Annotated in this window: 21 protein-coding genes and 1 pseudogene; 14 read left to right on the top strand and 8 right to left on the bottom strand. The window is 68.9% G+C overall.

Annotation, left to right across the window (positions count from 1 at the left end):
* The first annotated feature begins 8 nt into the window (after positions 1 to 8).
* The 8 genes from VZC37_RS13700 to VZC37_RS13735 all read left to right on the top strand — a co-directional run bounded on the left by VZC37_RS13700 (position 9) and on the right by VZC37_RS13735 (position 10,464).
* Complete coding sequence (locus VZC37_RS13700) at positions 9 to 1,229, top strand: glycosyltransferase family 4 protein (RefSeq protein WP_330433099.1); 1,221 nt, start codon at positions 9 to 11, stop codon at positions 1,227 to 1,229.
* A complete protein-coding gene (locus VZC37_RS13705; protein ID WP_330433100.1) occupies positions 1,226 to 2,566 on the top strand; it encodes a lipopolysaccharide biosynthesis protein in 1,341 nt (446 codons plus the stop codon). Before VZC37_RS13700 ends, VZC37_RS13705 begins: the two co-directional genes overlap by 4 nt.
* Entirely contained in the window at positions 2,563 to 3,909 is a 1,347-nt protein-coding gene (locus VZC37_RS13710) for a polysaccharide pyruvyl transferase family protein (protein ID WP_330433101.1), read from the top strand. Before VZC37_RS13705 ends, VZC37_RS13710 begins: the two co-directional genes overlap by 4 nt.
* Positions 3,896 to 5,314, top strand: coding sequence for a glycosyltransferase family 2 protein (locus VZC37_RS13715; protein WP_330433102.1), 1,419 nt, complete (start codon positions 3,896 to 3,898; stop codon positions 5,312 to 5,314). The genes VZC37_RS13710 and VZC37_RS13715 overlap by 14 nt, the downstream gene beginning before the upstream one ends.
* 101 nt (positions 5,315 to 5,415) lie before the next feature.
* The gene (locus VZC37_RS13720; protein WP_330433103.1) at positions 5,416 to 7,455 is read left to right on the top strand and encodes a hypothetical protein; all 2,040 of its coding nucleotides are present in this window, start codon (positions 5,416 to 5,418) and stop codon (positions 7,453 to 7,455) included.
* Positions 7,449 to 8,765: a hypothetical protein gene (locus tag VZC37_RS13725; protein ID WP_330433104.1), complete on the top strand. Its 1,317-nt coding sequence runs from the start codon at positions 7,449 to 7,451 to the stop codon at positions 8,763 to 8,765. The genes VZC37_RS13720 and VZC37_RS13725 overlap by 7 nt, the downstream gene beginning before the upstream one ends.
* Positions 8,762 to 9,685: a glycoside hydrolase family 16 protein gene (locus VZC37_RS13730; protein WP_330433105.1), complete on the top strand. Its 924-nt coding sequence runs from the start codon at positions 8,762 to 8,764 to the stop codon at positions 9,683 to 9,685. Before VZC37_RS13725 ends, VZC37_RS13730 begins: the two co-directional genes overlap by 4 nt.
* Entirely contained in the window at positions 9,685 to 10,464 is a 780-nt protein-coding gene (locus tag VZC37_RS13735; RefSeq protein WP_330433106.1) for an alpha/beta hydrolase, read from the top strand. Before VZC37_RS13730 ends, VZC37_RS13735 begins: the two co-directional genes overlap by 1 nt.
* A gap of 102 nt (positions 10,465 to 10,566) precedes the next feature.
* Here the strand turns inward: VZC37_RS13735 and cds1 are convergent, their stop codons facing one another.
* The gene (cds1, locus tag VZC37_RS13740; protein WP_330433107.1) at positions 10,567 to 11,700 is read right to left on the bottom strand and encodes an L-cysteine desulfhydrase Cds1; all 1,134 of its coding nucleotides are present in this window, start codon (positions 11,698 to 11,700) and stop codon (positions 10,567 to 10,569) included.
* A gap of 6 nt (positions 11,701 to 11,706) precedes the next feature.
* Positions 11,707 to 12,045, bottom strand: a complete 339-nt coding sequence (locus VZC37_RS13745) for a DUF4229 domain-containing protein (protein WP_431309401.1) — start codon at positions 12,043 to 12,045, stop codon at positions 11,707 to 11,709.
* Positions 12,046 to 12,383: 338 nt separating this feature from the next.
* Between VZC37_RS13745 and VZC37_RS13750 the strand changes: the two genes are divergently transcribed.
* The 3 genes from VZC37_RS13750 (at position 12,384) to VZC37_RS13760 (ending at position 13,496) form a co-directional block, all read left to right on the top strand.
* Entirely contained in the window at positions 12,384 to 12,599 is a 216-nt protein-coding gene (locus VZC37_RS13750; RefSeq protein ID WP_330433108.1) for a BldC family transcriptional regulator, read from the top strand.
* Between the two features lie 57 nt (positions 12,600 to 12,656).
* On the top strand, positions 12,657 to 12,878 hold the full coding sequence (locus VZC37_RS13755; protein ID WP_330433109.1) for a hypothetical protein: 222 nt from the start codon (positions 12,657 to 12,659) through the stop codon (positions 12,876 to 12,878).
* A 135-nt stretch (positions 12,879 to 13,013) separates the two neighbouring features.
* Entirely contained in the window at positions 13,014 to 13,496 is a 483-nt protein-coding gene (locus VZC37_RS13760) for a helix-turn-helix domain-containing protein (protein ID WP_330433110.1), read from the top strand.
* A 42-nt stretch (positions 13,497 to 13,538) separates the two neighbouring features.
* On the opposite strand, the gene ccsB is transcribed toward VZC37_RS13760, so the two are convergent.
* Genes ccsB through hemL form a run of 6 tightly spaced genes read right to left on the bottom strand, consistent with a single transcriptional unit; the run spans position 13,539 to position 19,767 of the window.
* Complete coding sequence (gene ccsB / locus VZC37_RS13765; RefSeq protein WP_330433111.1) at positions 13,539 to 14,564, bottom strand: c-type cytochrome biogenesis protein CcsB; 1,026 nt, start codon at positions 14,562 to 14,564, stop codon at positions 13,539 to 13,541.
* A 27-nt stretch (positions 14,565 to 14,591) separates the two neighbouring features.
* Complete coding sequence (gene resB / locus VZC37_RS13770) at positions 14,592 to 16,367, bottom strand: cytochrome c biogenesis protein ResB (protein ID WP_330433112.1); 1,776 nt, start codon at positions 16,365 to 16,367, stop codon at positions 14,592 to 14,594.
* Positions 16,364 to 17,182, bottom strand: a complete 819-nt coding sequence (locus VZC37_RS13775; protein ID WP_330433113.1) for a cytochrome c biogenesis CcdA family protein — start codon at positions 17,180 to 17,182, stop codon at positions 16,364 to 16,366. Before VZC37_RS13775 ends, resB begins: the two co-directional genes overlap by 4 nt.
* Positions 17,179 to 17,781 carry a TlpA disulfide reductase family protein gene (locus VZC37_RS13780; RefSeq protein WP_330433114.1) on the bottom strand — a complete coding sequence of 201 codons (603 nt, stop codon included), beginning with the start codon at positions 17,779 to 17,781 and terminating at the stop codon, positions 17,179 to 17,181. Before VZC37_RS13780 ends, VZC37_RS13775 begins: the two co-directional genes overlap by 4 nt.
* A 24-nt stretch (positions 17,782 to 17,805) precedes the next feature.
* A complete protein-coding gene (locus VZC37_RS13785) occupies positions 17,806 to 18,414 on the bottom strand; it encodes a histidine phosphatase family protein (protein WP_330433161.1) in 609 nt (202 codons plus the stop codon).
* 21 nt (positions 18,415 to 18,435) lie between these two features.
* On the bottom strand, positions 18,436 to 19,767 hold the full coding sequence (gene hemL / locus VZC37_RS13790) for a glutamate-1-semialdehyde 2,1-aminomutase (RefSeq protein WP_330433115.1): 1,332 nt from the start codon (positions 19,765 to 19,767) through the stop codon (positions 18,436 to 18,438).
* Positions 19,768 to 19,937: 170 nt separating this feature from the next.
* On the opposite strand from hemL, the gene VZC37_RS13795 reads away from it, so the two are divergent.
* The 3 genes and pseudogenes from VZC37_RS13795 to VZC37_RS13805 form a co-directional block, all read left to right on the top strand.
* Positions 19,938 to 21,167, top strand: coding sequence for a hypothetical protein (locus VZC37_RS13795; protein ID WP_330433116.1), 1,230 nt, complete (start codon positions 19,938 to 19,940; stop codon positions 21,165 to 21,167).
* Positions 21,168 to 21,215: 48 nt separating this feature from the next.
* Positions 21,216 to 21,800 carry a class F sortase gene (locus VZC37_RS13800; RefSeq protein WP_330433117.1) on the top strand — a complete coding sequence of 195 codons (585 nt, stop codon included), beginning with the start codon at positions 21,216 to 21,218 and terminating at the stop codon, positions 21,798 to 21,800.
* A gap of 587 nt (positions 21,801 to 22,387) precedes the next feature.
* A pseudogene (locus VZC37_RS13805) lies at positions 22,388 to 22,748 on the top strand (HNH endonuclease signature motif containing protein); the annotation flags it as partial.

Here is a 22,748-nt window from a genome sequence, read left to right on the forward strand (position 1 = left end):
ACACGTCCGTGGCGTTCACGACCACGGCGCTGCCCGCCCGGAAGCACACCACCCTACGGGTCCTGGTCCTCGACCAGGGACCCGGCCTGTGGGGCGCCCAGCAGTACCTGCTGCGCCTCCGACCGCTTCTGGCCGAACACGGCGTCGAACTGACCCTGGCCTGCCCGCCGGAACTCGAGCAGTACGAGCACTGGCGTTCGCGAGGTCTGCCGGTCATCCCGCTGGCCCTGCCGGTGTCGCGGTCGATCCGCGACGAAACACGCATCAGCGCAGGGCGACTCGTCACCGAGATGAGTCGGTCGGTCGCGGTTCCGCGCCTCATCGCGCAGACAGCGGTGCGGGGGCGCTACGATCTGGTGCTCGCGAACTCGCATTGGACTCACCTCGATGCCGCTGTGGCGGCGCGCATGTGGCGGCTGCCGACGGTCCTCACCCTCCACGAGACGTCGATGCCCGGTGTCGGGCGACGACTTCGGGACCTGGCCGTGCGGGCCGCCGGGCACACGATCGCGGTCAGCGGATCGGTCGCCGAAACCGTTGGTGCCACTGTGCGCGAGCGGGTCACCGTGATTCCCAACGGTGTCGACACCGCGGTGTTCGCACCGTCCGACGAACGGTTACGGCACACGGTGCGACGTGAACTCGGCATCGACGACGACCGACGGATCGCGCTGGCGGCCACTCGCATCGACCCCAGCAAGCACATCGAGGATCTCGTGGAGTTCGCCGCCGGACTCGACGACTCGGTCACGGTGCTGGTGGCGGGCACGACCTCTGTGTACCGCGACTACGAACAACACGTCCGGGACCTCGCGGTCGCGCTGCCGCCCGGCCGGATGCGCTTCCTCGGTGCACGCGACGACATCCCCCGACTGCTGGGGGCGAGCGACCTGTACGTGCACACCGGGCTCATCGAGGGCATGCCGCTCGGGGTGATCGAGGCCCAGGCCGCCGGCGTCCCGGTGGTGGCCTATGAGGCTGCCGGGGTGCGGGAGGCGGTTCGCCACGGCGAGACCGGTTACGTCGTCGCGCCGCGTGATGTCGCCGGACTCCTCGACGCGGGCCGGCGGGTGTTCGGGTCCGAGTGCCTGCGGCGACAACTCGGCGAGCAGGCACGTTCCCATGTGCTCGACCGGCACCGGCTCGACGATCAGGCCGCCGCGAACGCGGAGTTGTTACGCGAGGTGTGCTGGTCCCCGACGTCGTCACCGGTCGCGGCGGCGTCGTGAGTACCCCACTGCGACAGCGACGTTCACTGGGACATCCGAATGCCCGACGACTGCGCGCCATCATGTCCGGGTCGATCGCGGTCGACTCCGCGGCACTGATCACCACCTCTGTCCTGACCGCGGTGACCGGGATCGCGTTCTGGACCGTCGTCGCCCGGCTCATCCCTCCTCACGAACTGGGTGTGCAGACCGCGTTGCTGTCGCTGATGACGATGGCGGGCACGGTCGCCGCGTCCGGCGCCGGCAACGCGATGACAGCGATGATCCCCTCCACCCCGGCGCCCTCGCGCGGGCGACTGCTCCGACAGGCGACGGTGGTCGTGCTGATCGGCGCCGCGCTGGCGGGTACGGTCTCCGGCGCACTCGGCGCGGTCACCATCGACCAACGAGAATCGTCAGTGGCCGTCCTCGCCGCGGTCGCACTGGGCTCGATCATCATGGCGTTCTTCGCATTCAAGGACACCGTGTTGACCGCCCTGTCGGTGGCCCGCCACCTCCCGCTGCTCAACATGGCCGGCGCGATCGTCAAGATCGGCCTGGTGCCGCTGCTGTTGCTGTGCACCGTGCCCGATACCGCGGTGGCCGCGACGTTGGCCGCCGCGATCCTGACCTGTGCGGCCGCCGCGTTCCTCATCCGGCGAGCGATGGACCGGGAGGTCCCCGACGACGATTTCGTCCGCGACCACGACCGGCGTCAGTTGATCGGCTTCACCCTGCGCGACGTGACGGCAAGCCTGATCTCCATGGGCCCGCTGCTCGGCGCTCCGTTCCTGGTGACCTGGCTCGCCGGACCGGTGCAGGGCGCCATGCTCGCGCTGATGCTCCCCATCTCGCAGGGCCTGGACTACGTCTCCATCGGCGCCGCCACCGCCCTGACCAAACACCTTCCCACCGCGACAGACCCGGCGGCGACCATCACCCGGATCTGGTGGCTCACACAAGCCGCCGTGCTGGTGGTCGGCACCGTGCTGCTGGTCGCGGTGGCGCCGGTGCTGTTCGGGTTCTTCGGGCAGGACTACGACCATGCCACCCTGTGGGTCACTCTGGCGCTGCTGTGCGTCGGATCTGCCGCCCGGGTCGGTTTCGTGACATGGGCGGCGGTGCTACGTGCCACCCTGGCGACCCGAACACTCCTGATCGCCAACCTCACCATGAGCGCACTGTCGCTGCCGATCCTGATGGTCCTCACTGCCCGGTGGGGCGCAATCGGCGCCGCCGGGGGGCTCGCGATCGGATCGGCACTGCTCGGCGCGGTCGGCTGCTGGGGACTGTGGATACGACGCCGCGCCCAGCCCGCATCCGCGGCCGGAGCACCAGACGTGGAGGTGATCCGATGACGCGGGTCGTATTGGTCAACGCCTGGCACGACGACAACAAGGGCGACTCGGCGATCACCACCGGCGTTCTCCGGCTGGTGGAGCAGAGTCGGCCCGACGCCGACGTCACCGTCGTCGGCCTCACCGAAGGTGCCGGGCCCACCGCGATCGGCAGCCGACACGTCGCACGTGCGCATCCCGAAGCCCAGATTCTGCCGATGCCGGTACCCACCGAGCTCCGCGGAAAGCGCACGGCCACACCACTGGTCGACGTCCCGATCTGGTTGGCGCGGTTGACGCCGTCGGCGGCCTCGATGGCGGCCGGCCGTCCTCTGGCCGGCTTCGCGTCGCTGTTCGCCGACGCCGACCTCGTCGTCGGGGTCGGCGGGTCCAACCTGTACAGCGACGCGTCGGTGAACCCGTTGGTGAGCATGGCGCGGCTGTTCACACTCACCGCCGGCCTCCGGACCGCGCAGATGATGAGCATCCCCACCGTCCTGCTCGGACACACCCTCGGCCCGTTCCCGCGGGCCCGGCGCCGGACCGCCGCGATGGCGCGGCGGATGCTGTCGTCGGCGTCGGCGACCGTCGTCCGGGATCCCGCATCGCTCGATGTCGCGACCCACCTCGGTCTGCGGCGGGCGGAGCTCGCACCGGACATGGCTTACGCGATCGAACCCGTTGTTTCCGAACGTGTCTCGGCCATCATCGACGAACTTCCCGCCTCGCCAGCGCGAACGGCGGTGATCGCGATGCGTGCCCACCCGTCGCTCGGGGGCGACGCGGACAGGCGGGTCCGCGACGAACTGGTGACTGCCGCACAGATGTTGCGCGACGGCGGACTCATCGATCACGTGCTGGTGGTGGCCCACACCCTGGGTCCCACCGACATCGAAGACGACCGGCCGATATCCCGCACACTCACCGAGGCGCTGACCCGGGCCGGAGTATCGGCACAGTACGTCGACGACGACCTCGGCCCCGAGGAACTCGCCGCCCTGTACGGCGCCGCCAGTGCCATGATCGCGGTGCGTCTGCACGCGGCGGTCCTCGCACTGCTCTCGGGCACACCGACATTCGCGATCGGCTACTTCTCCACCAAGTCGGCCGGCGTGATGGCGTCGGCGGGTCTCGCCGACTGCGTCGCCGACTTCACCGACGTCACCGCCGAAGCCGTCGTCAGCGCCCTCTCCCTGCGGATGACCGATCCCACCGCGCGGTCGCGGCTCGCGGCGATCAGCCGCAACCACCGCACCGAACTGACCCGCCGCGCCGCCGACTGGCTGCAGACGGCACCGCCCGATCCGACCTCCGAGCACCACCGCACACGCCAGACAGGGGACGCACACGATGCACGCACATGACGAGGACACCCGGAGCACCGGGAATGAGGAAATCACCGAACTGTCCCCGATCCTGGCCGCCGAGGATGCCGGCCCACTCGACCCGGGCGCCCGCTGGGTCGGCGAGATCCAGATCGGAGATCGACTCGCCGACGAGGTGAGCCTGCGGGGCGGCGAGGGGTACGCCCGCGCACGGCTATTGGTCCGCGACGGGATGTCGGTGCGCGGCTTCGTCGATGTCGGGGTGGAGGCCGGCGCCGTCCTCGGCCGTGAGGTGAGACGGGAGGCGTCGCGGTTGCCCGTTGCGACGACAGCGGTGCCGGCCACGTCTGCATCTGCCGCCCTGCCCGTCTCGGTGGTGGTCTGCACTCGCGACCGCACACCCGAGGTCGCCCGCGTGGTCGATTCGCTTCTGGCAATGGACCATCCGCTGTTCGAGGTGGTAATCGTCGACAACGCCGCGTCGTCGCTGGACACCTGGCGCTACGTGGACACCCACCACGACCCGCGCGTGCGGGTGATCCACGCATCGGTGCCCGGACTGGCCGCGGCCCGTAACCGTGGTCTCGAGGCGGCCCGTTACGACGTCGTCGCGTTCACCGACGACGACGTGGTGGTGGACCGGCACTGGTTGAGCTGCCTCACACGGTCGTTCACCGATCCCGCCGTCGGGTGTGTCACCGGTCTGGTTCCCGCTGCGCAGCTGCGGACCACGTCGCAGGTGGTGTTCGAGCAGCGCGTCGGATGGTCGTCGAGCCTGGCCCGTCGCGCGTATCGGCTGAGCGACCGCGACGAGCACGGTGCGCTGTTCCCGTTCCGTGTCGCCGACTACGGCACCGGCGCCAACTTCGCCGTCCGACGCACCGCCGCATTCGAACTCGGCGGCTTCGACGAAGCGCTCGGCGCCGGGTCACCCACTCGGGGCGGCGAGGACATCGACTGGTTCGTTCGCACCCTGGTCGGCGGCCACACGCTCGTCTTCGATCCGGATGCCATCACCTGGCACCAGCATCGGGAGGACGACGCGGCACTGCTGTCCCAGGCCCACGGATACGGACTGGGGCTCGGGGCATGGCTCACCAAGGTCGCGTTGGATCGCCGGCTGGCGCCACTGGCGTTGTCGCGGTCCGGCATTGCGTTGCGGCACCTGTTGACGTCGGTCGGGGCACGGTCGGCCGGGGCCGACGAACGGCCGGCAGGCGCCGCACCCGTGTCCGGCACCGGCGCAGCGAGGGCACGCGCCACCAGCAACGACACCGTGTCCGGTGCCGGGCGCGAGGAGATCTCCGGTCTGCTGGCCGGGCCGCGGGCGCTGCTGACGGCACGTGCGCAGGGCCGCAAGGCTGCACCGTTCCGGTCGTTCGCACCCCGGATGCCGGTGGTCGCCGCGGTCGACGCGCAAGGAGGCCCGTCATCGTCGCAGTGATCCCCGCCGGCTCCGTCGATGCACCTACGGAGCCAATCGGACTCCGTGCACCCATTCCGCTCGGACCCGCGGTTGCCGCGGCGTCCGGTGTGGCGGCTTTCGTGTCGCTCATCCCGCTGCCGGCGCTGATCCGGCTGATCTTGTTGGCACCCATGATGATCGGCGGTCTCGGGGCTGCGGTCGCCTGGCCGCTGCGCCTGCCGACGCACCTGCGCATGGCGCTGTATCCCACGGTGGGCATCGCCGCTCCGATCGGGTTGACGACGTCGTTGCTGTGGCTGAGCAGCTATTCTCCGGCCGCGGTGACCGTCACGCTGGCGACGGTCTGCCTCGTCTCGGGTGTGCTCGGCATCCGCCGGTTCGGTGTCGACGAGACGCGAGACGACCTGCGGCATCGGATGTCCCACCTGCAACTCGGGCGACGACTACGCAGGATCTCGGCATTGCGAAGGATGCGGACACTGTCGACCCTGATGGTGTTGTGGCTCGTCGGACTCGTGTTGGCATCGGGGGCCGACGCGGGTCTGTTCGGGTTGCTGTTCACCCCGGGCGGGGCGGTGATGGCCACCGCATTGGTCGGCACGGTCATCGTGTTCATGTGGTGCGTGATCTCCGACGACACCGTCGGCGCGGCGTCGGCGATCGGCGCCGCGATCGTCATCATCCGGTTCCCCGTGTCTCTGCTGACCGAGGTGCCGATCTACGCGTGGACCTACAAGCACATCGGTCTCGTCGACTTCGTCGGCGACACCGGTTCGCTGCCGCCGTCGTTCGTCGACATCTACACCCGCTGGCCCGGCTTCTTCGCCGGCGCAGCCTGGTTCAGCGCGGCGAGCGGCATCGACCCGGTCGACGTCGCGCACTGGTTCGCGCCCGTCATGCACATCCTGCTGGCCGCAGCGATCTGGGGTCTCGCACGCGCCCTGGGCCTGTCAGTGCGGGCGGGCCTGATTGCGGTGATGTGCGCCGAACTCGTCAACTGGGTGGGTCAGGACTACTTCGCGCCGCAGTCGGTCGCACTGCTGCTGGCGGTGACCGTCATCGCCCTGTTCGCCGGATCCCGAACCCAGACCGCCGCGGCCTACTTCGCGATCCCCCTGGTGGGGGTGATCGCGGTGAGCCACCAGCTGACACCGGTGTGGGTCCTCGGCTGCGGCGGACTGTTGACCCTGCTCAACCGGGTACGGCCGATCTGGTTGATCGCGGCGTGCGGCGGCGTGTGGCTGGCCTACATCCTGCCGCGGCTGTCGTCGGTCATGAAGTACGGCCTGTTCACCGGCTCCAACCCACTCGACAACGCCCGCACCAACATCGGTGGCGCCACCGGCGACTCGGCGGCGCGCTCGTTCACCGAGGCCGTCGACCGCGGTGTCGCGTTCGCCGTGTGGTTGGGCGCCGCACTCGCTTTCGTGTACCTGTGGCGACGCGGGCGGGCCGACTGGGCACTGCCGGTGGTCGCGTTCTCGCCGATCCTGTTGCTCGCCGGACAGAGCTACGGCGGCGAGGCCATCTTCCGCGTGTTCCTGTACTCGCTGGTCGGCTGCAGCATCCTGGTCGGTGCCGCACTCGCGCAGATCCTGCCCGATCGCGCCGACCCGGCACCCTCGATACGGCGCCCGCGACTGCGGACCACGGTGGCGACCGGCCTGATCGGCATCGTCGCGGTCGGCGCGTTCCACGGCTACTACAGCGGCTGGTCGTACAACGTCATCACCAAATCGCAAGTGGCGCTGAGCCGCGAGATGCTGGCCGAGGCCGAACCGTCCACGGTCATGGTGCGGATGGCGCCGGCGGGCTGGCCGGAGCGTCCGAGCGGCGACTACGTGCGGATCGCTGAGGCGAATCCGGGCTACGACCGCCCGCTGGTGTTCCTGAAGAACTCGCTCTCCCGCGGCTTCCCGACCGACGAGGACATCGAGTTCCTCGACAACCTCGGCCGATTCGCCGGCGGCGGCTTCTATCTGATCCTGCCGCGCCAGATGTCGGTGTACAGCGACTACTTCGGATACTTCCGCACCGGCGCGATCGACTCGCTGATCGCCCGTCTCGATTCCGAATCCAACTGGCGCCGTGACCACTCCGATGCGGACACGATCATCTTCCGCTACGAGCACGTGCCGACCGAGGACGAACCATGGTGATGTGGGCGGGGGTGAGGCCGACCCTGCTGGACCGCGCCGCGGGTGACGCGCGGGTCGTCGTCGGCATGGGTCCGTTGACGCTGCCGTCACGCCACGAGATCGCCGACGAGTTCGTGCGCCTGGCGACGGTGTCGGCAGGAAACCGGCTCGGTGTGCATCGGGATCAGAGCCCCGGCGGGCGGCGGTGGCGACACGACCCGCAACTGCTCGGCGAGTCGGTCCGCAGCTGGTCCGACGACTTCCCGGGCACCGAGCATCTCGACCTCGCGGACAAGCTGATCCTGTTGCGCCGCACCACGCCGACCCCCGACGGTCTGCGCGTGTACGTCGCCGGCGATCACCTGATCACCGATCTGCCACACGCCGTCTTCGGTGGTGGCCTGGTGGTGCGGCTCTGGGTGTATCTGTCGCAGTGCGCATCTCGACCGACGCCCGACTGGGCGGCGACGCCGGCGCAGCCTCCGCATCTGCTGCGGGCGCTGGGTCGGCACGTCGTCGGGCGTCCACGCAGCGTGGGTGAGCTGTTCGCGGAGGGACGGCACAAGGTGCCGGCGGTCGCGGGCGGCGCCGAGGCACCGTCCGGCCCGACCAGTGACATGCGGTCGACGGCGTTGCCGAGCACCGTGACCGGGTATCTGGACGGTGCCCGACGCGCCGAGTTGCAGAAGTGGCGCGATGCCAATACGCCCGGCTGCTCGATGGCGGTGCTGCTGATGTGCGTGCTGACCCGCGGGTTCGCCGCCGCCGGTGTGGATCTGGCGCCCACGGTGCACGTGGTCGTCGACGCCGGACGCTACGACCGGTCATTGGCGCGCTACCTGGGGAATGCGGCAGTGGGACTGAATCTTCCGTTCTCCGGCCCGTACGATCCTGCTGCGCTGCAGCGCGAGTTGTCGTCGGCGATGGCGTCGGGCCGTCCGTTGGCCGCCATGCTGGCGATCTCGGCGGGCGAACTCGCAGCCTCGACCCGACGACGCCTGGGACGACCGGACGAGCAGCATGTCGAGCCGGTCGCCGAGTCGTCGGCGACGTTGTCGTTCAGCCATCTGCTCGGCCTGGACGCCATGCCGGACGGCCACTGGGTCGGCGGGTTCGACGCCCACCGCTTCGCTGCCGTCAGTGACCCGGTCGGTGCACGTGGTATCGCCCTGCTCACCCCCAAGATGCGGGACCGCTACGACATCTCGGCGTCCTTCGACGCCCGCTACCACGAGCCGGAGACCATCCGGCGGGCGCTGCACCTCGCGACCGCCGATCCGGTGGCGATCCTCGACTCGCCTGCAGCCCTCGACCTGGGAGAAGTCCCGTGACCCCACGATTCATCCGACGCCCGGTACACGCCGTCGGGCGCTACCTCCGCAACCTGTTCCGGGCACCGAACGGCGCACGTCCCGTACCGATCTGGGTCGCCGTCGGGTCGGTGGCCGTCACCGCTCTGCTGGTGGCCGCCGGGATCGACGCCGCGGCCAGCGGCAAGCTGCAGTCGAACGATCTGGTGGCCCTGCAGACCGACCTCGGCCTGGTCGCCTCCGACGACTTCACCGGGGCTGCCGGCACTTTGCCGAGTCAACGGATGTGGAACATCCGCACCGGCGACGGCGGGTGGGGCAACGACGAGAAGCAGACCTACACCGACTCACCGGACAACGTGTCCCTCGACGGCGAGGGCAACCTGCGGATCGTGGCCCGCCAGGACGGCGACGACGTGACCTCGGCGCGGATCGACACGCTCGGCAAGCTGGACACGTCGAACGGTTTGCTCGCGGTGCGGGCCCGGATGCCGGAGGGCCAGGGCATCCATCCGGCCATCTGGATGCTCGGGTCGAGCCTCGAGGTGGTCGGGTATCCGGAATCGGGTGAGATCGACATCTACGAACACGTGAACTCGGTGCGCGACAACTCGGTCGGTGCCATCGGTCCGCGCACCGACCTGTCGGTCAAGGTGCCGTGGAAGGTGCAGCGACGGCTGCCGGAGGCCGTGACCGGCACGCCGGGCGAGTACCACACCTATTGGGTGTACCGGGAGCCCGGACTCATCCAGATCGGCCTCGACGGCACCACCGTGATGGAACTGACGCCCGACGACATCCCGCCGCGCTCGGTGTGGGTGATGGACGACCCGTTCTTCGTCGTGCTCAACGTCGCCGCCGGCGGCGAATGGCCGGGTCCGGTCGGCGATTCGGCACTGCCCGCCGAGATGTCGGTGGACTGGGTGAGGATGTACGGCTGATGCGAGAACACCTGCACCGCTTCTTCTTCTGCGCGCTGGCCGTTCTGGCGGTCGTCGTGGCGGGCTGCGGCAGCCCACCGCCGGCCGAGGATCCCGGCGCCGGGATCGTCACCGACGACCTCGGCCCGGACATGCGCGCCTACCGCGAGGACAACGCCGATCCGGCAGGCATCGTCGTCTGGTTCCACGGGATGGACTCCGACGGAACCGAATTCGGCCACAATCCGAAACACCGACATTTCGCCGAACCGCTCCTGCGCGACGGGTGGGTGGTGGTGTCGGCGTCCGCCGGCGGCAACTCGTTCGGCAACGAGGCCGCGATGACGGACTATCGGCGGCTGATCAACCGGGCCCGCGCCGAATACGGCACGCGTCGAATGCTGTTCGCGGGCGAGTCGATGGGGGTGCTGCCGGCGCTGCGGCTCTACGCCGAGCCCGAGTTCGCCGGGATCGTCGGCCTCGTCGGGGTGTCACCGCTGACCGGTCTGCCACCGACGCTGCGCGGTGTCGACTTCATCGTCGACGCCTGGGACGGGCCGGTGCCGCAGAGCGCAGACCCGTTGTCGTCGAAGGCGGCCGTGTACGAGCAGCGGCGGATGCTGTTCTTCTACTCGACCGGCGACACCGTGGTTCCGTCGGCCGCCGGCGCCCGGGCGTTCGCGATCCGCTTCGGCAAGGCCGCCACCGTCACCCTGGAGATCTGCGAGGGCGACCACGTGGACGGCAGTTGCTACGGCGGTGACGCCGCGCTCGCATTCGCCGAGCACGACCGGCGCTGATCGCGGTCCGGGTGACCGTGCACATCACCACAGCGCGTGCCCGACTGGATTATCCAGTCGACGGTGCTGTGCGGTGATGCTCGCGGTCACGCGGCGCGGACATTAGTAAGTGGTAGCGGTCCAGCGGCCGGTGGCGAAGAACTCATAGAGCACCGCGGTCGCCTCGGCGGGGTGGAATCCGTGCTCCGCGAGCCAATCGTCGTCGAAGTAGGTGTTGGTGTAGCGGTCACCGGAGTCACACAGCAGGGTGACGATGCTGCCCGGGCGACGTTGCGCGGCCATCTCCGCGACGATCTGCAACGCACCCCACAGGTTGGTGCCGGTGGATGCGCCGACGCGCCGCCCGAGGCGTTCGCTGATCACGCGGGCCGTCGCGATGGACGCGTCGTCGGGGACGCCGATCATGCGGTCGATGACCTGCGAGACGAACGACGGCTCCACCCGCGGTCGGCCGATGCCCTCGATGCGGGACCCGACCTCCGACGTCATCGCCCCGTTCGCGGTGTCGTAGGCGGGCAGGAACACCGAGTTCTCCGGGTCCACCACGGCCAGCCAGGTGGGGTGACGCCGATACCGTACGTAGCGGCCCAGGGTCGCCGACGTGCCGCCCGTGCCGGCGCCCACCACGATCCAGGTCGGGATCGGATGGTCCTCCTCGGCCATCTGCGCGAAGATCGACTCGGCGATGTTGTTGTTGCCGCGCCAGTCCGTGGCCCGTTCGGCCATCGTGAACTGGTCGATGAAATGTCCACCGAGCTCGGCCTCGAGACGCAGCGCCTCGGCGTACACGTCGCCGGCGCGTTCCACGAAGTGGCATCGGCCGCCCTCGCGTTCGATCAGCGCAGTCTTGGACGGCGAGGTGTTGGCGGTCATCACCGCGATGAACGGGACGCCGATGAGGTTCGCGAAGTACGCCTCGCTGACCGCGGTGGAACCCGACGACGCCTCGATGACCGTGGTGCCCTCGGTGACCCACCCGTTGCAGATCGCATAGAGGAACAGCGAACGGGCCAGGCGATGCTTGAGCGAACCGGTCGGATGGGTGCTCTCGTCCTTGAGGTACAGCTCGACGCCGGTGTCGCGGCCGTCGCCATCGATCCAGCGCGACCACTCCGGCAGGGCGACGCGATGCAGGTGGGTGTCGGCGCTACGACGGCCGTCGGCCTCGATCAGCCGGACCGCGTTCTCCGACCAGCCCCGATCGGCGCGATGGTCGACGACTCTGGTCGGCTTCACCCGGGCTCAGTCCGATTTTCCGCGCAGACGCGACTGCAGATCGTCGTGACGCTTCTGCCGCGCGGAGTCGACGGCCGCGATCTGGCCGTTCACCCGCAGTCGGATCTTCTTGAACAGGACCAATCCGAGCGGCAGCGCGATCAGCACGCCGAACACGGCGGCCACCAGCAGCGGCACCTCGACGCCTGCGAGTGCCCCGATGCCCATGATCAGCGCCGCGACCACCACGACGAGCGCGAGACGCGCGAGTGTGTAGAGCGCCAGCCACAACGCCACCCCGCCGGCCGACCCCGACGCGTTCTGCCCAACTTGGTTCTGAGGCTGCGAGCTGTTCTGTCCTGTCACGAATGACCCTTCTTTCCTGTCACCGATGACCAGGGTACTGGGCATATCCGGCGGGGAACCGACCCCCTTGACGGCGATCGGCGCGTGGGGCGAGCGGGCTTCACCAACCGATCCCTGAGGAGCCCGCGAGGAACGAGCGGGCGTCACCAACCGATCCCTGAGGAGCCCGCGAGGAACGAGCGGGCGTCACGAAGGGTCGCCCCAATCGAGGGCCGAATGCCGGTTTTGCACTCTCTTTACCAATTGCTGACCGTTCGAGTACCCGGCACTGCGGCGTGTATCCATGTAGGGAATCCCCCAGATCGCCCATTCTTGCAGGCGGAGATGAGAGGAACACCGTGACGATCACCGACACCGCCGGAATCATCACCCCCGGCATCGCGAGCCAGCACACCCTGACCCCCGGTCAGGTGGCGGCCATGTTCAACGTCAACCCGAAGACTGTCGCCCGCTGGGCCAGCTCCGGCCTCCTCGGATCCATCCGGACCCCGGGCGGACACCGACGTTTCCGCGAGGCCGACGTCGTCGAACTGCTGAACCGCCGTACCCACTGAGCGGGGATTTACCCGCGCCGCGGGAACCTCACGTACGCTGGTTTACGGGAGGTTGCCATGACGTTTCTGTTTGCCTTGATCGGCATTGCAGCGATTGCTTTTCTGTTGTGGCGTGCGTTCGGCCCCCAACTCGGAGAGTCGGAGGAGGGTGGCGGTCAGCCGCCGCGTCGACCGACGAAACCGAGTGGTCCGGTCGGCCCCGACGACGATCCCGACTTCCTACGTGACCTCGACCGCCGGACCCGTGGCACCAACGGTTCCGAGGGCGAGGACGCCTGATCGGCACCGACGCGATCTGACGGCGCGAACCCTACCCCGAGGTAGGGTAACCTCTTGTCAATTACGCAGTTCGGCTGAATCTGCGACTGGCGGAAGGTGCACGGAGATCAACGCTTCCTCGGGGAATGGTCGACAGTGACAACCGGAGATTCGCGCCGGTCCACGGCGCAGGACGATGATCCGAGCTTCGCAGAGAAGCTCGGATATCTGTTCGAGCATTCCCGTGACGAGAACGGCCTCCCCTACACCGGGAAGAAGATCGCCGAACGCGCAAATGCCCTGGGCTACTCGTTGTCGGACGCCTACATCTCCCAGCTGCGCACCGGGAAGGCCCGCACTCCGTCGTTCCGCACCGTCGAGGCGATCGCGCGGGCATTCGAGGTCAGCGTCACATACTTCCTGGCCAACCCGGACGAAGACCTCGAGCGGGTCCGGCAACAGCGCGACTACGTCGAGATGCTCGCCACCACCGGAACCCACCTCTCGGGCATCGATGTGCGGGCGATCTGCCCGGACACCATCGACGTCCTGATCGAACTACTCAAGGTGGTCAAGGGTCAGGCACAGGCCCAGGGCAACACCGGTCCGCTGCCCGAGGAGGGCCAGAACTCCGCCTGACCGGCCCGGGATCTACAGTTCCCCGCTACAGGCCCGCGCTATCTACAGTCCGGCGTACGAGTGCAGCCCGGACACCACCAGGTTGATGATGAACAGGTTGAACAGCATCGCCACGAATCCGGCGATGTTGATCCAGGCCGCCGAGTTGTTGCGCCAACCCGCCGTGGCCCGGGCATGCAGATACGCCGCGTAGATCACCCACGCGATGAACGACACCGTCTCCTTGGGGTCCCAGCCCCAGAACCGGCCCCACGCGGCTTCCGCCCAGATGGCACCGCAGATGACGCCGAGACCGAACAGCGGGAATCCGAAGACCACGCACTTGTAGGCGAGGCGGTCGAGGGCGTCGGCAGTCGGGATGCGGTCGACGATGCGTCGGAGACCGGCAGTGATACCGCGGCCTGTCGTGGCATCGTCGGCGTCGTCGTCGGATGGCAGCTTTCCCCAGCGCAGCTTGACGATGTAGAGGATGCTCGCGACGCCGGACACCAGCAGCACGCCCGACGAGATCGAGATGATCGAGACGTGGATGGCCAGCCAGTACGACTTCAGGGCCGGCACCACCGGGGCGGCCTGGGTGTAGAGCCACCGGCCCCCGATGAACATGAGCAGCGCGGTCGGCAGCAGCACGAACGACAGCAGCGGCCGGTTCTCCGGCTTGCGCAGCACGACGAGCCCCGCGACGACACCGGCCGCGCAGGTCAGCGAGATGAACTCGTACATGTTGCCCCACGGCGCGCGGTCGGTGGCCAGGCCACGCAGCACGATGGACGCGATGTGGGCGGCGAGACCGACGAAGACCACCGGGTAGGCCATGGCGGCCATGCGTTCACCGCCGCGGCGGCGGGGCTTGGGTCCGTCGACGCGGCCGGGCGCGCGGTCGTCGACCGCGACCGGAGCCGATCCGGCACCCACGAGTTGCGCCGATGCCAGTTTGCGGCCGCGTGATCCGGCCAGCGCCGCGAGGAACAGGATCATCGCGAGCACGTAGACGGTGATCGCGGTGCCGAACAGCAGGTCCGAATAGCGCGCGAGCGTTTCGTCTACCTGCATCGAGCCCGTGTTCATGGCACCCGTCCTCTCGTGTTGCCGGCGCTAGAGGCGCCGGGTCCGCCTCGGCGTGCGCGTGGCGTCGGGGTCGGCGGGGTCGATCACCAGGCGGCGTGCCTGATCCTCGAATCCTTCACCCCAGCCCGCCTGATCGGTGCGCGCCAGACCGGCGATTTCTACTACAGTACGTCGTTTGGCTGTGTTGTCGGAAACCGCGCTCGTCACCGGCACGACCCGAGCCCAGATGCGACGGCGTCGGATGAGCAACGACACCAGCAGCCCGCCGAGCATCACGATCGAGCTCACCAGCACCCAGATCTGCGCGGGATCGTGGGACACCTGCACGGACACCCAACGCTGGTAGCCGTCGAACCGCACCGAGGTGCCGTCGTCGAGCTGGTGCGACTCGCCCTGCCCCAGGTTGACCTGCGCGCGTTGCTGCAGCCGGCCCTGGTCGACGAGCGACTGGTCCAGCGCATACACGTTCTGCGGCATGCCGGTGTCGAGTCCGGTGTCGCCCTCGTAGATGCGGATCGCCACGTGCGGGTCGTTCGGCTCCGGCGACGACGACGTCAGCAGCGTGCCGTGGAAGTTCGCTGTCGGTGCGAACAGCCCTTCCACCGCGATCTGGTGACTGCGCCGTTCGTCGGCGTTCGGGTACAGGCCGGCCGGTGTGTCGAAGCGGGCCGCGCCCGACGACATCATCGTCTGCAGTTCGTCCGGGACGAACGGCACCGTCTGGGTGCGCGACTCCCCGTTGGGGAAGGTCACCGTGAAGGTGGGAGCGAAGCCGTTGCCGAGCACGTAGACGCGGTCGCCGGCGACGCGCAGCGGTTCGTTGACCCGAACGGTCGAGGTCGGCCAGGTCGACGCGTCGGCCGACGGGGTGCCCTCGGCGTAGCGAACCTGCGCGGTGTACATGTCGGGCTGACCGTTGGGCAGGAAGGTCGCCTCGAAGTCGTCGATCCGGATGCAGAACGGCGACAGGTCGGTGCCGTCGACCAGGTTCCCGGCGCGGAAGGAGTCGTAGACGGCGGTCGATGTGTTGCACAGGCCCTGTTCGCCGTCGGCGACGAGGCTGCGGGTTCCCTCGTAGCCGTAGAGCTTGCCGAGCGCGATCGACACCAGTAGCGCGAGCAGCGCGAAGTGGAACACCAGGTTGCCGAACTCGCGCAGGTATCCCTTCTCCGCGGAGACCTCGATGACGGAATCGTCCGCGGAAGCCTCCCCCGTCGATCGAGTAGCCCCGGAGCTTGCGGAGGGGCGTTCCCCCGTCGATCGAGTAGCCCCGGAGCCTGCGGAGGGGCGTATCGAGATCACTCGCCGCCATCCACGCAGATTGCCCGAGATCCGCTCCGCGATCTCCTCGGGTTCGCCGTCCACCTCGATCGTGATGTGTCGCGGCAGGCGCGACAGATTGCGCGGCGCGGCAACCGGTTTGGCGCGCAAGGTGTGGAAGTGCTCGATCATCCGCGGCGTCAGGCAGCCGACGAGCGAGATGAACAGCAGCACATAGATTGCGGTGAACCAGCCGCTGGAGAAGACGTCGAACAGTTGCAGGCGGTCCATCCACTCGCCGAGCCATCCGCGGTCGGCGATGTACTCCAGCGTCTTCTGCTCGTTGAGCGGTCGTTGCGGCAGCAGGGCGCCGGGGATCGCCGCGAGAGCCAGCAGGAACAGCAGGATCAGTGCGGTGCGCATCGAGGTGAGCGAGCGCCACAGGTTGCGCGCCGGCCACAGCACCCGGCGCCGCACCCAATGCGGGCGGCGCGGCCCCGGCGCGTCGACGGTGCCGCGGGAGTCGGTGGTCACCTCGGTCATATCGGTAGCTCCGTGTCGGTGATGAAGGCGTCCCGGACCCACACGATGAACTGGTCCCACGCTCCGGTGACCAGGGCGACGCCGACGGCGATCAGCATGATGCCGCCGAACACCTGGATGGCGCGGGCGTGGTCGCGCAGCCAGCCGAGGCTGCGCAGCGCCCACGCGGAGGAGAACGCGAGCAGCACGAACGGGATACCGAGGCCGGCGCAGTAGGCGACGATCAGGGCGACGCCCTTGGCGGCGGTGGCGCCCTCGGTGCCGCTGGCCGTGGCGATCACCGCGGCGAGGGTGGGACCGAGACAGGGGGTCCAGCCCAGCGCGAACACCGCGCCGAGCAGCGGCGCACCCACGATGTTGGACATGCGCCGCGGCGCGAACCGGAACTCGCGCTGCATCGCCGGCACCAGGCCGATGAACACGAGACCCATCACGATGGTCACCACACCGCCGATGCGTTGCAGCAGTTCACGATTCACCACGAAGGTGCTGGTGATGCCGAGGACGGTGGCGGTGGCGGCGACGAAGACCACGGTGAACCCGAGGACGAACAGGGCGGCGGCGACCGCAACCCGGGAGCCGCCGCGTTTGGCGGGTTCGCCCACGGCGACCGCCGGCGCCTCGGCCCCGACCAGCCCGGCCAGGTACGAGAGGTAGCCGGGCACCAGCGGCACCACACATGGTGACGCGAACGACACCAGGCCGGCGACCATGCAGGCGGCGAGCGCCAGCAGCAGCGGGCCGGAAGAGACGGTGGTGGCGAAGGTCTCGCCGATGGCGGCTTGGGGGGCGAGGGCGGTCGGCGCGGCGATCATGGCGCGGCCTGCGCCGGGGCCTCGGCGGCGACGCGCCGCACCACCGCGTCGAGTTCCTCGGCGGTGACCGCCTTGAGGAACACGGTGGCCGGACGGTGCTGCCGGTCGAGGACGACGGTGGTGGGCACCACCGAGGTCGGGGTGGTGAGGGCGGCGAGGGTGAGGCCGCCGAAGTCGTAGATCGACGGGTAGCCGACGTTGCGGTCCGCGACGAAGTCCTGGGCGCTCTGCCGGTCGTCGCGCAGGTCGATGCCGAGGAACTCGACACCGAGATCCTTGGTCTCCTCGTAGACGGTCTCGAGGTCGTCGGCCTCGCCGCGACAGGGTCCGCACCACGATCCCCACACGTTGACGACGACGACTTTGTCGCGGAATCGTTCGTCACTCAGCGAGAGGGGTTCATCGGTGACGAGATCCGGCCCGGACAGCTCGGCGATCTGCTTGCGCTGCTCCGGCGGGTAGGTGATGACCATCTGCCCGCCGGGTGAGACGAACTGGAACGTGTCGCCCTGCGCGACCGCGTCGTCGCCGGTGCTGCAGCCGCTGGTCACCACCATCACGGCCGCCAACATCGTCAGCAGCAGGGAAAACTTGCGCACGCTCGTCCTATCGCACCGGCCCGGTCACGCCCCGGTGGCCAACGGGTCCGAGGCGCCGGCGGGCTCGGAGTAGATGATGTCGACGAGCGCGTCGTCCTCGTAGATCAGGCTGGTCAGCGACGCCAGCGAGCACTGCCGACGACGCGGGTCGTGCCAGAGCCGCTGCCCTTCCAGGAAGCGTCGCAGGGTGTAGACGGGCAACTGGTGACTCACGCAGACGGCCTCGTGGCCGCGGGCGGCGTCGCGGGCCTTGTTCGCGGCGGCCAGCATGCGGTGGGCCAGTTGGATGTAGGGCTCACCCCACGACGGGGTGAACGGGTCGCGCATCTTGGGCCAGTGGCGCGGCTTGCTGAGCGCGCCGTCGCCGACGGAGACCTTGAGACCTTCGAAGACGTTGTCGGCCTCGATGAGTTCGTCGTTGGTGACGACCTCGAGGCCGTGCCCGCCGGCGATCGGCGTCGCCGTCTCCTGCGCCCGCTGGAGCGGGGACGCGAAGACCGCGGCGATGTCGTGGTCGGCGAGGGTGTCGGCGACCTTGTGCGCCTGGACCCGACCGGTGTCGGAGAGTCGGAAGCCGGGCAGCCGGCCGTAGAGGATGCCCTCGGGGTTGTGCACTTCCCCATGCCGCATCATGTGGACGATCGTGTTGGTCACTTACTGCTCCCCCGCTGGGTTGACAGCTGCGGCGGCCGCCGAGGCGGCGGCCGGCAGTGCGTCGGCTATACGTGAGAAAGCATCGTCGTCCAGCGCGGCGGACACAAACCAGGCCTCGAAAGCGCTCGGCGGTGCGTACACGCCGCGCTCGAGCAACGCATGGAAGAACGGGGCGAAACGCCAGGTCTCGGTCGCCTTGACGCCTGCGTAGTCAACGATCGGGTCGGGCGAATCGGTGAAGAACACGCTGAGCATGCTGCCGGCGCGTTGCACGCGGTGAGCCACGCCGGCGCTGTTTAGGGCGTCCGTGAGCAGCGCGGACAGACGGTCGGCGTTGTCGTCGAGGGTGCGGTAGGCCGCTGCGTCGGCGGCGCGCAGGGTGGCCAGGCCGGCGGCGACCGCGACCGGGTTCCCGGACAGCGTGCCCGCCTGATAGACCGGGCCGGTCGGGGCGAGGCGCTCCATCACGTCGGCGCGACCGCCGAACGCGGCGGCGGGCAGGCCACCGCTCATGACCTTGCCGAAGGTGTAGAGATCGCCGCCGACGCCGTCGAGGCCGTACCACCCGGACGGGCTGACCCGGAATCCGGTCATGACCTCGTCCATGATCAGCAGCGCGCCGTGTCGTCGGGTCACCTCACGCAGCCCGGCGTTGAAGCCGTCGTGCGGGGCGACGGCGCCCATGTTGCCGGCAGCGGCCTCGGTGATGACGGCCGCGATGTCGTCGCCGTGTTCTTCGAACGCCTTGGCCACGGCCTTGAGGTCGTTGTACGGCAGCACCAGGGTGTCGTGGGCCGAGGCGCCGGTCACGCCCGGCGAGGTGGGCAGGCCGAGGGTGGCGACTCCGGACCCGGCGTCGGCGAGCAGCGCGTCGACGTGACCGTGGTAGCAGCCGGCGAACTTGATGACCTTGGAACGGCCGGTGTAGCCGCGGGCGAGCCGGATGGCCGACATGGTGGCCTCGGTTCCCGAGTTGACCAGTCGCACCTGTTGGACGGGGTCGACGCGGTCGATGATCTCCTCGGCCAGTTCGACCTCGGCCTCGGTGGGTGCGCCGAACGACAGGCCGCCGGCGGCCGCCTGCTGCACCGCGGAGACGACGGCGGGGTGGGCGTGGCCGAGGATCATCGGGCCCCAGGAGCAGACCAGATCGATGTAGTCGTTGCCGTCGACGTCGGTGAGGTGGCAGCCCTGCGCCGACGCGATGAATCGCGGGTCGCCGCCGACCGCGGAGAACGCCCGCACCGGGGAGTTGACCCCTCCGGGGATGACCTGGGCAGCTCGACGGAACAGCGCCGCGGAGTTCGCGGCGGCTTCAGCGGATCGGGTCACGGGGTCCAGTGTTCCAAACGGCCGCGATGCGGCCAAAATCGTTCAGGATGCTCTCAGTGAACGACAGGTGGCGTGATGTCGATCACGGCAGCCGATCCGGGCTACGCCGCGGACACATTTGTCCAGTAGAACCCTTACATCGCATTTGTTCGGTTCGGGGGGTTGTGCAAATGGTTCGGTCGGGGAATTCTGCGCGTCTGCGCATCGCTGTCTGCGCGTCTGCTGCGGCGCTGTCCATCTCGCTGGCGGTGCCTGCGGTTGCCGTGGCGGGCGACGGTTCGTCGTCGCAGGGCGGGCATTCCGGGAGCAGTTCGTCGAAGGGCGGCAAGGAGTCCGGGGGTGGCAAGGAGTCGGGCGGCAAGCACGGTGGGGACAAGGGTTCCGGTGGGGACAAGGGTTCCGGTGGGGACAAGGGCCACGGCGGCAAGGGTTCCGGCGGGGACAAAGGCCATGGGGACAAAGGGGCCGGCGGGGACAAGGGCCACGGCGGCAAGGGTTCCGGCGGGGACAAAGGCCATGGGGACAAAGGGGCCGGCGGGGGCAAGGGCTCCGATGGCGGCAATGGCCATGGGGGTGGGAAGGACCACGGGGACAAGGGTCACGGTGGCAAGGGCGGCCACGGGGGCGGCAAAGACCACGGGGACAAGGGGCACGGCGGCCACGGGGACAAGGGTCACGGGGGCAAGGGAGACGGGCATCATCCGAAGCCGAAGCCTCCGGTGAAGGACGAGGACTGCGAGCCCGGCGCCACCGAAACCCCTGAAATTCCGACCACTGTGCCTCCCGCTCCCCCGACGGAGACTCCGCCCGTCGAGGTTCCGACGACCGAGGTGCCGGCTCCCGAGCCCACAACTCCGGAGACCACCGCACCCGAGACCACGGCGCCCGAGACCACAACGCCGGAGACCACGGTCCCGGAGACACCCACGACCGAGGTGCCGGAGACCCCGGCGCCGCCGCCGGTCGAGACCACGCCGGAAGTCCCGACCACCGAGTCACCGGAGGCGCCGGCACCTGCTCCGGCCGTCCCGCCGATCGTGATCCCGCAGTGGCCGACGATCGAGATCAACATCGGCGGTGGGGGCGGCGGCTCGATCGTGATCCCGAAGGTCGACCTCCCGCAGGTCGCGCCGGGGCACACTCCCCCGACGTCGGGGCCCGGCGGCGAGGAGATCACGACCACCTCCGGCACCCGCGGCGATGTCGTGTACGGCTACACCGACGACCAGGGCGAGTACAAACCCCTCGCCTACCGCGACGGGCTGACCTTCCACACCGGAGCCGACGTCACGCCGGGAGCCGAGACCTCGTCGGGTGTCGCGCTCGCCGGGTTCGGGTTGGCCGCCGCGGTTGCGATCGGAGCCGGCGTGGGCTGGCGACGACGTGCTCGTCGCGGCTGACCGCCTGCGCGCGAAGTGTCCTGGTCCACGGCTTACCGTTGTGCCGCAGTGACGTTGCTTGCCGGGTTGTGCCTTGCCGTCGCCGCGTGCACCGATGCGCAACCGGCAGGCGACATCCCCGCGAGCACCACACCGCTCATCCTGCCGGCAGCCGACCGGCAGGATGCCGTGCCCGCGTCGGAGCCGACCCGCTTGATGATCGCCTCCATCGGCCTGGACAAGCAGATCCGCGCACTTCCCGAGTCGGTGTGCCCGACCATCGATCCGCCGACCCTGTCCGACCCCTACTGGCTGGCGTGCCGCTCGCAACCGGGAACAGATTCTCCGGGAACCACTTTCATCGCAGGACACGCGGTATCCGGCGGTGACGGCGTGTTCAACGATCTCGAGGACGTCGTGGTCGGTGAATCGGTGACTGTGGCCACCCGGACAGGGGTACTCACGTATCGCGTGTCATCGGTGAGGGCCTACGGCCGCCACGGCGAGATCCAGAGTGCGCCACAGCTTCGCGAACAGATACCCGGTCGGCTCCTGCTCGTCACATGTCGACTCGACGAGGCAGGTCTGACCGACGAGAACCTGGTCGTGCAAGCCGATCTCGTCGCCTCGAGCGCCCATCCGCTGGTCGAGTAGTCCGAGCGCCCCCACCCGTTGGTCGAGTAGTCCGAGCCACCCCGTCCGCTGGTCGAGTAGTCCGAGCCGCTAGGCGAGGACGTTATCGAGACCTCCGGAACCCACCAATCCGACTGCACCACAGTTCTTGTCACACCCCACCGATATCCTGAACGCAATCGAAGAGCGCAGTCCCAACGCATCCACAAGCCGCCGCTGACCTACCAAACTTGTCAGACCCACCCGATACTCTGATACCAGTCCCATTCCCGCACAGCACCTCCCCCACACGAAGGGCCTAGCGTGTTCACCCATACCGATCCCGCCGAACCGCCCCACTCGTTGGTCAAGTAGTCCGAGCCGCAACTTCAACCGCTGGTCGAGTAGTCCGAGCCGCTAGGCGAGGACGTATCGAGACCTCGTAGCTAGCGAAACCCACTGCACCACCGAACTTGTCACACCCAACCGATACTCTGAACGTAATCGAAAAACGCAGACCCACCGTTTTCCACAGGCTCCGGATCAATAGCCGAAATTGTGAGACCCACCCGATACTCTGACATCAGTCCCGTTCCCGCACAGCACCTCCCACTCACGAAAGGCGTTGCGTGTTCACCTACACCGATCCCGCAGCCGACGACAACCTGTTGTCGTCGGTCGGCGCTGAGGGATTGGGGGCGTTCGCGCGGGATGCGTTGCGGTTGAGTCGGCAAGCCGAAGCCCGCGCCTTGCTGATGGCCTACCACATCGGCGAAAGCGCCTACAACGAGCGACTGTTCGGCGCCGACGGCCGCCACCGCATGATCTTCGGCCAGACCGCCCGCAACACCGCGGTCGGCGAGATCTCCCTGGCATTACGGATCAACAAAACCAAAGCCGGCGAATGGTACTCACTCGGCGCATCCCTGCAGGAGTACCCCAAGATTCGGATGGCCTATCTGGCCGGCGAGTTCAGCACCCACCGCATGT

This window comes from Gordonia sesuvii, assembly GCF_036350415.1.
Lineage (GTDB): Bacteria > Actinomycetota > Actinomycetes > Mycobacteriales > Mycobacteriaceae > Gordonia > Gordonia sesuvii.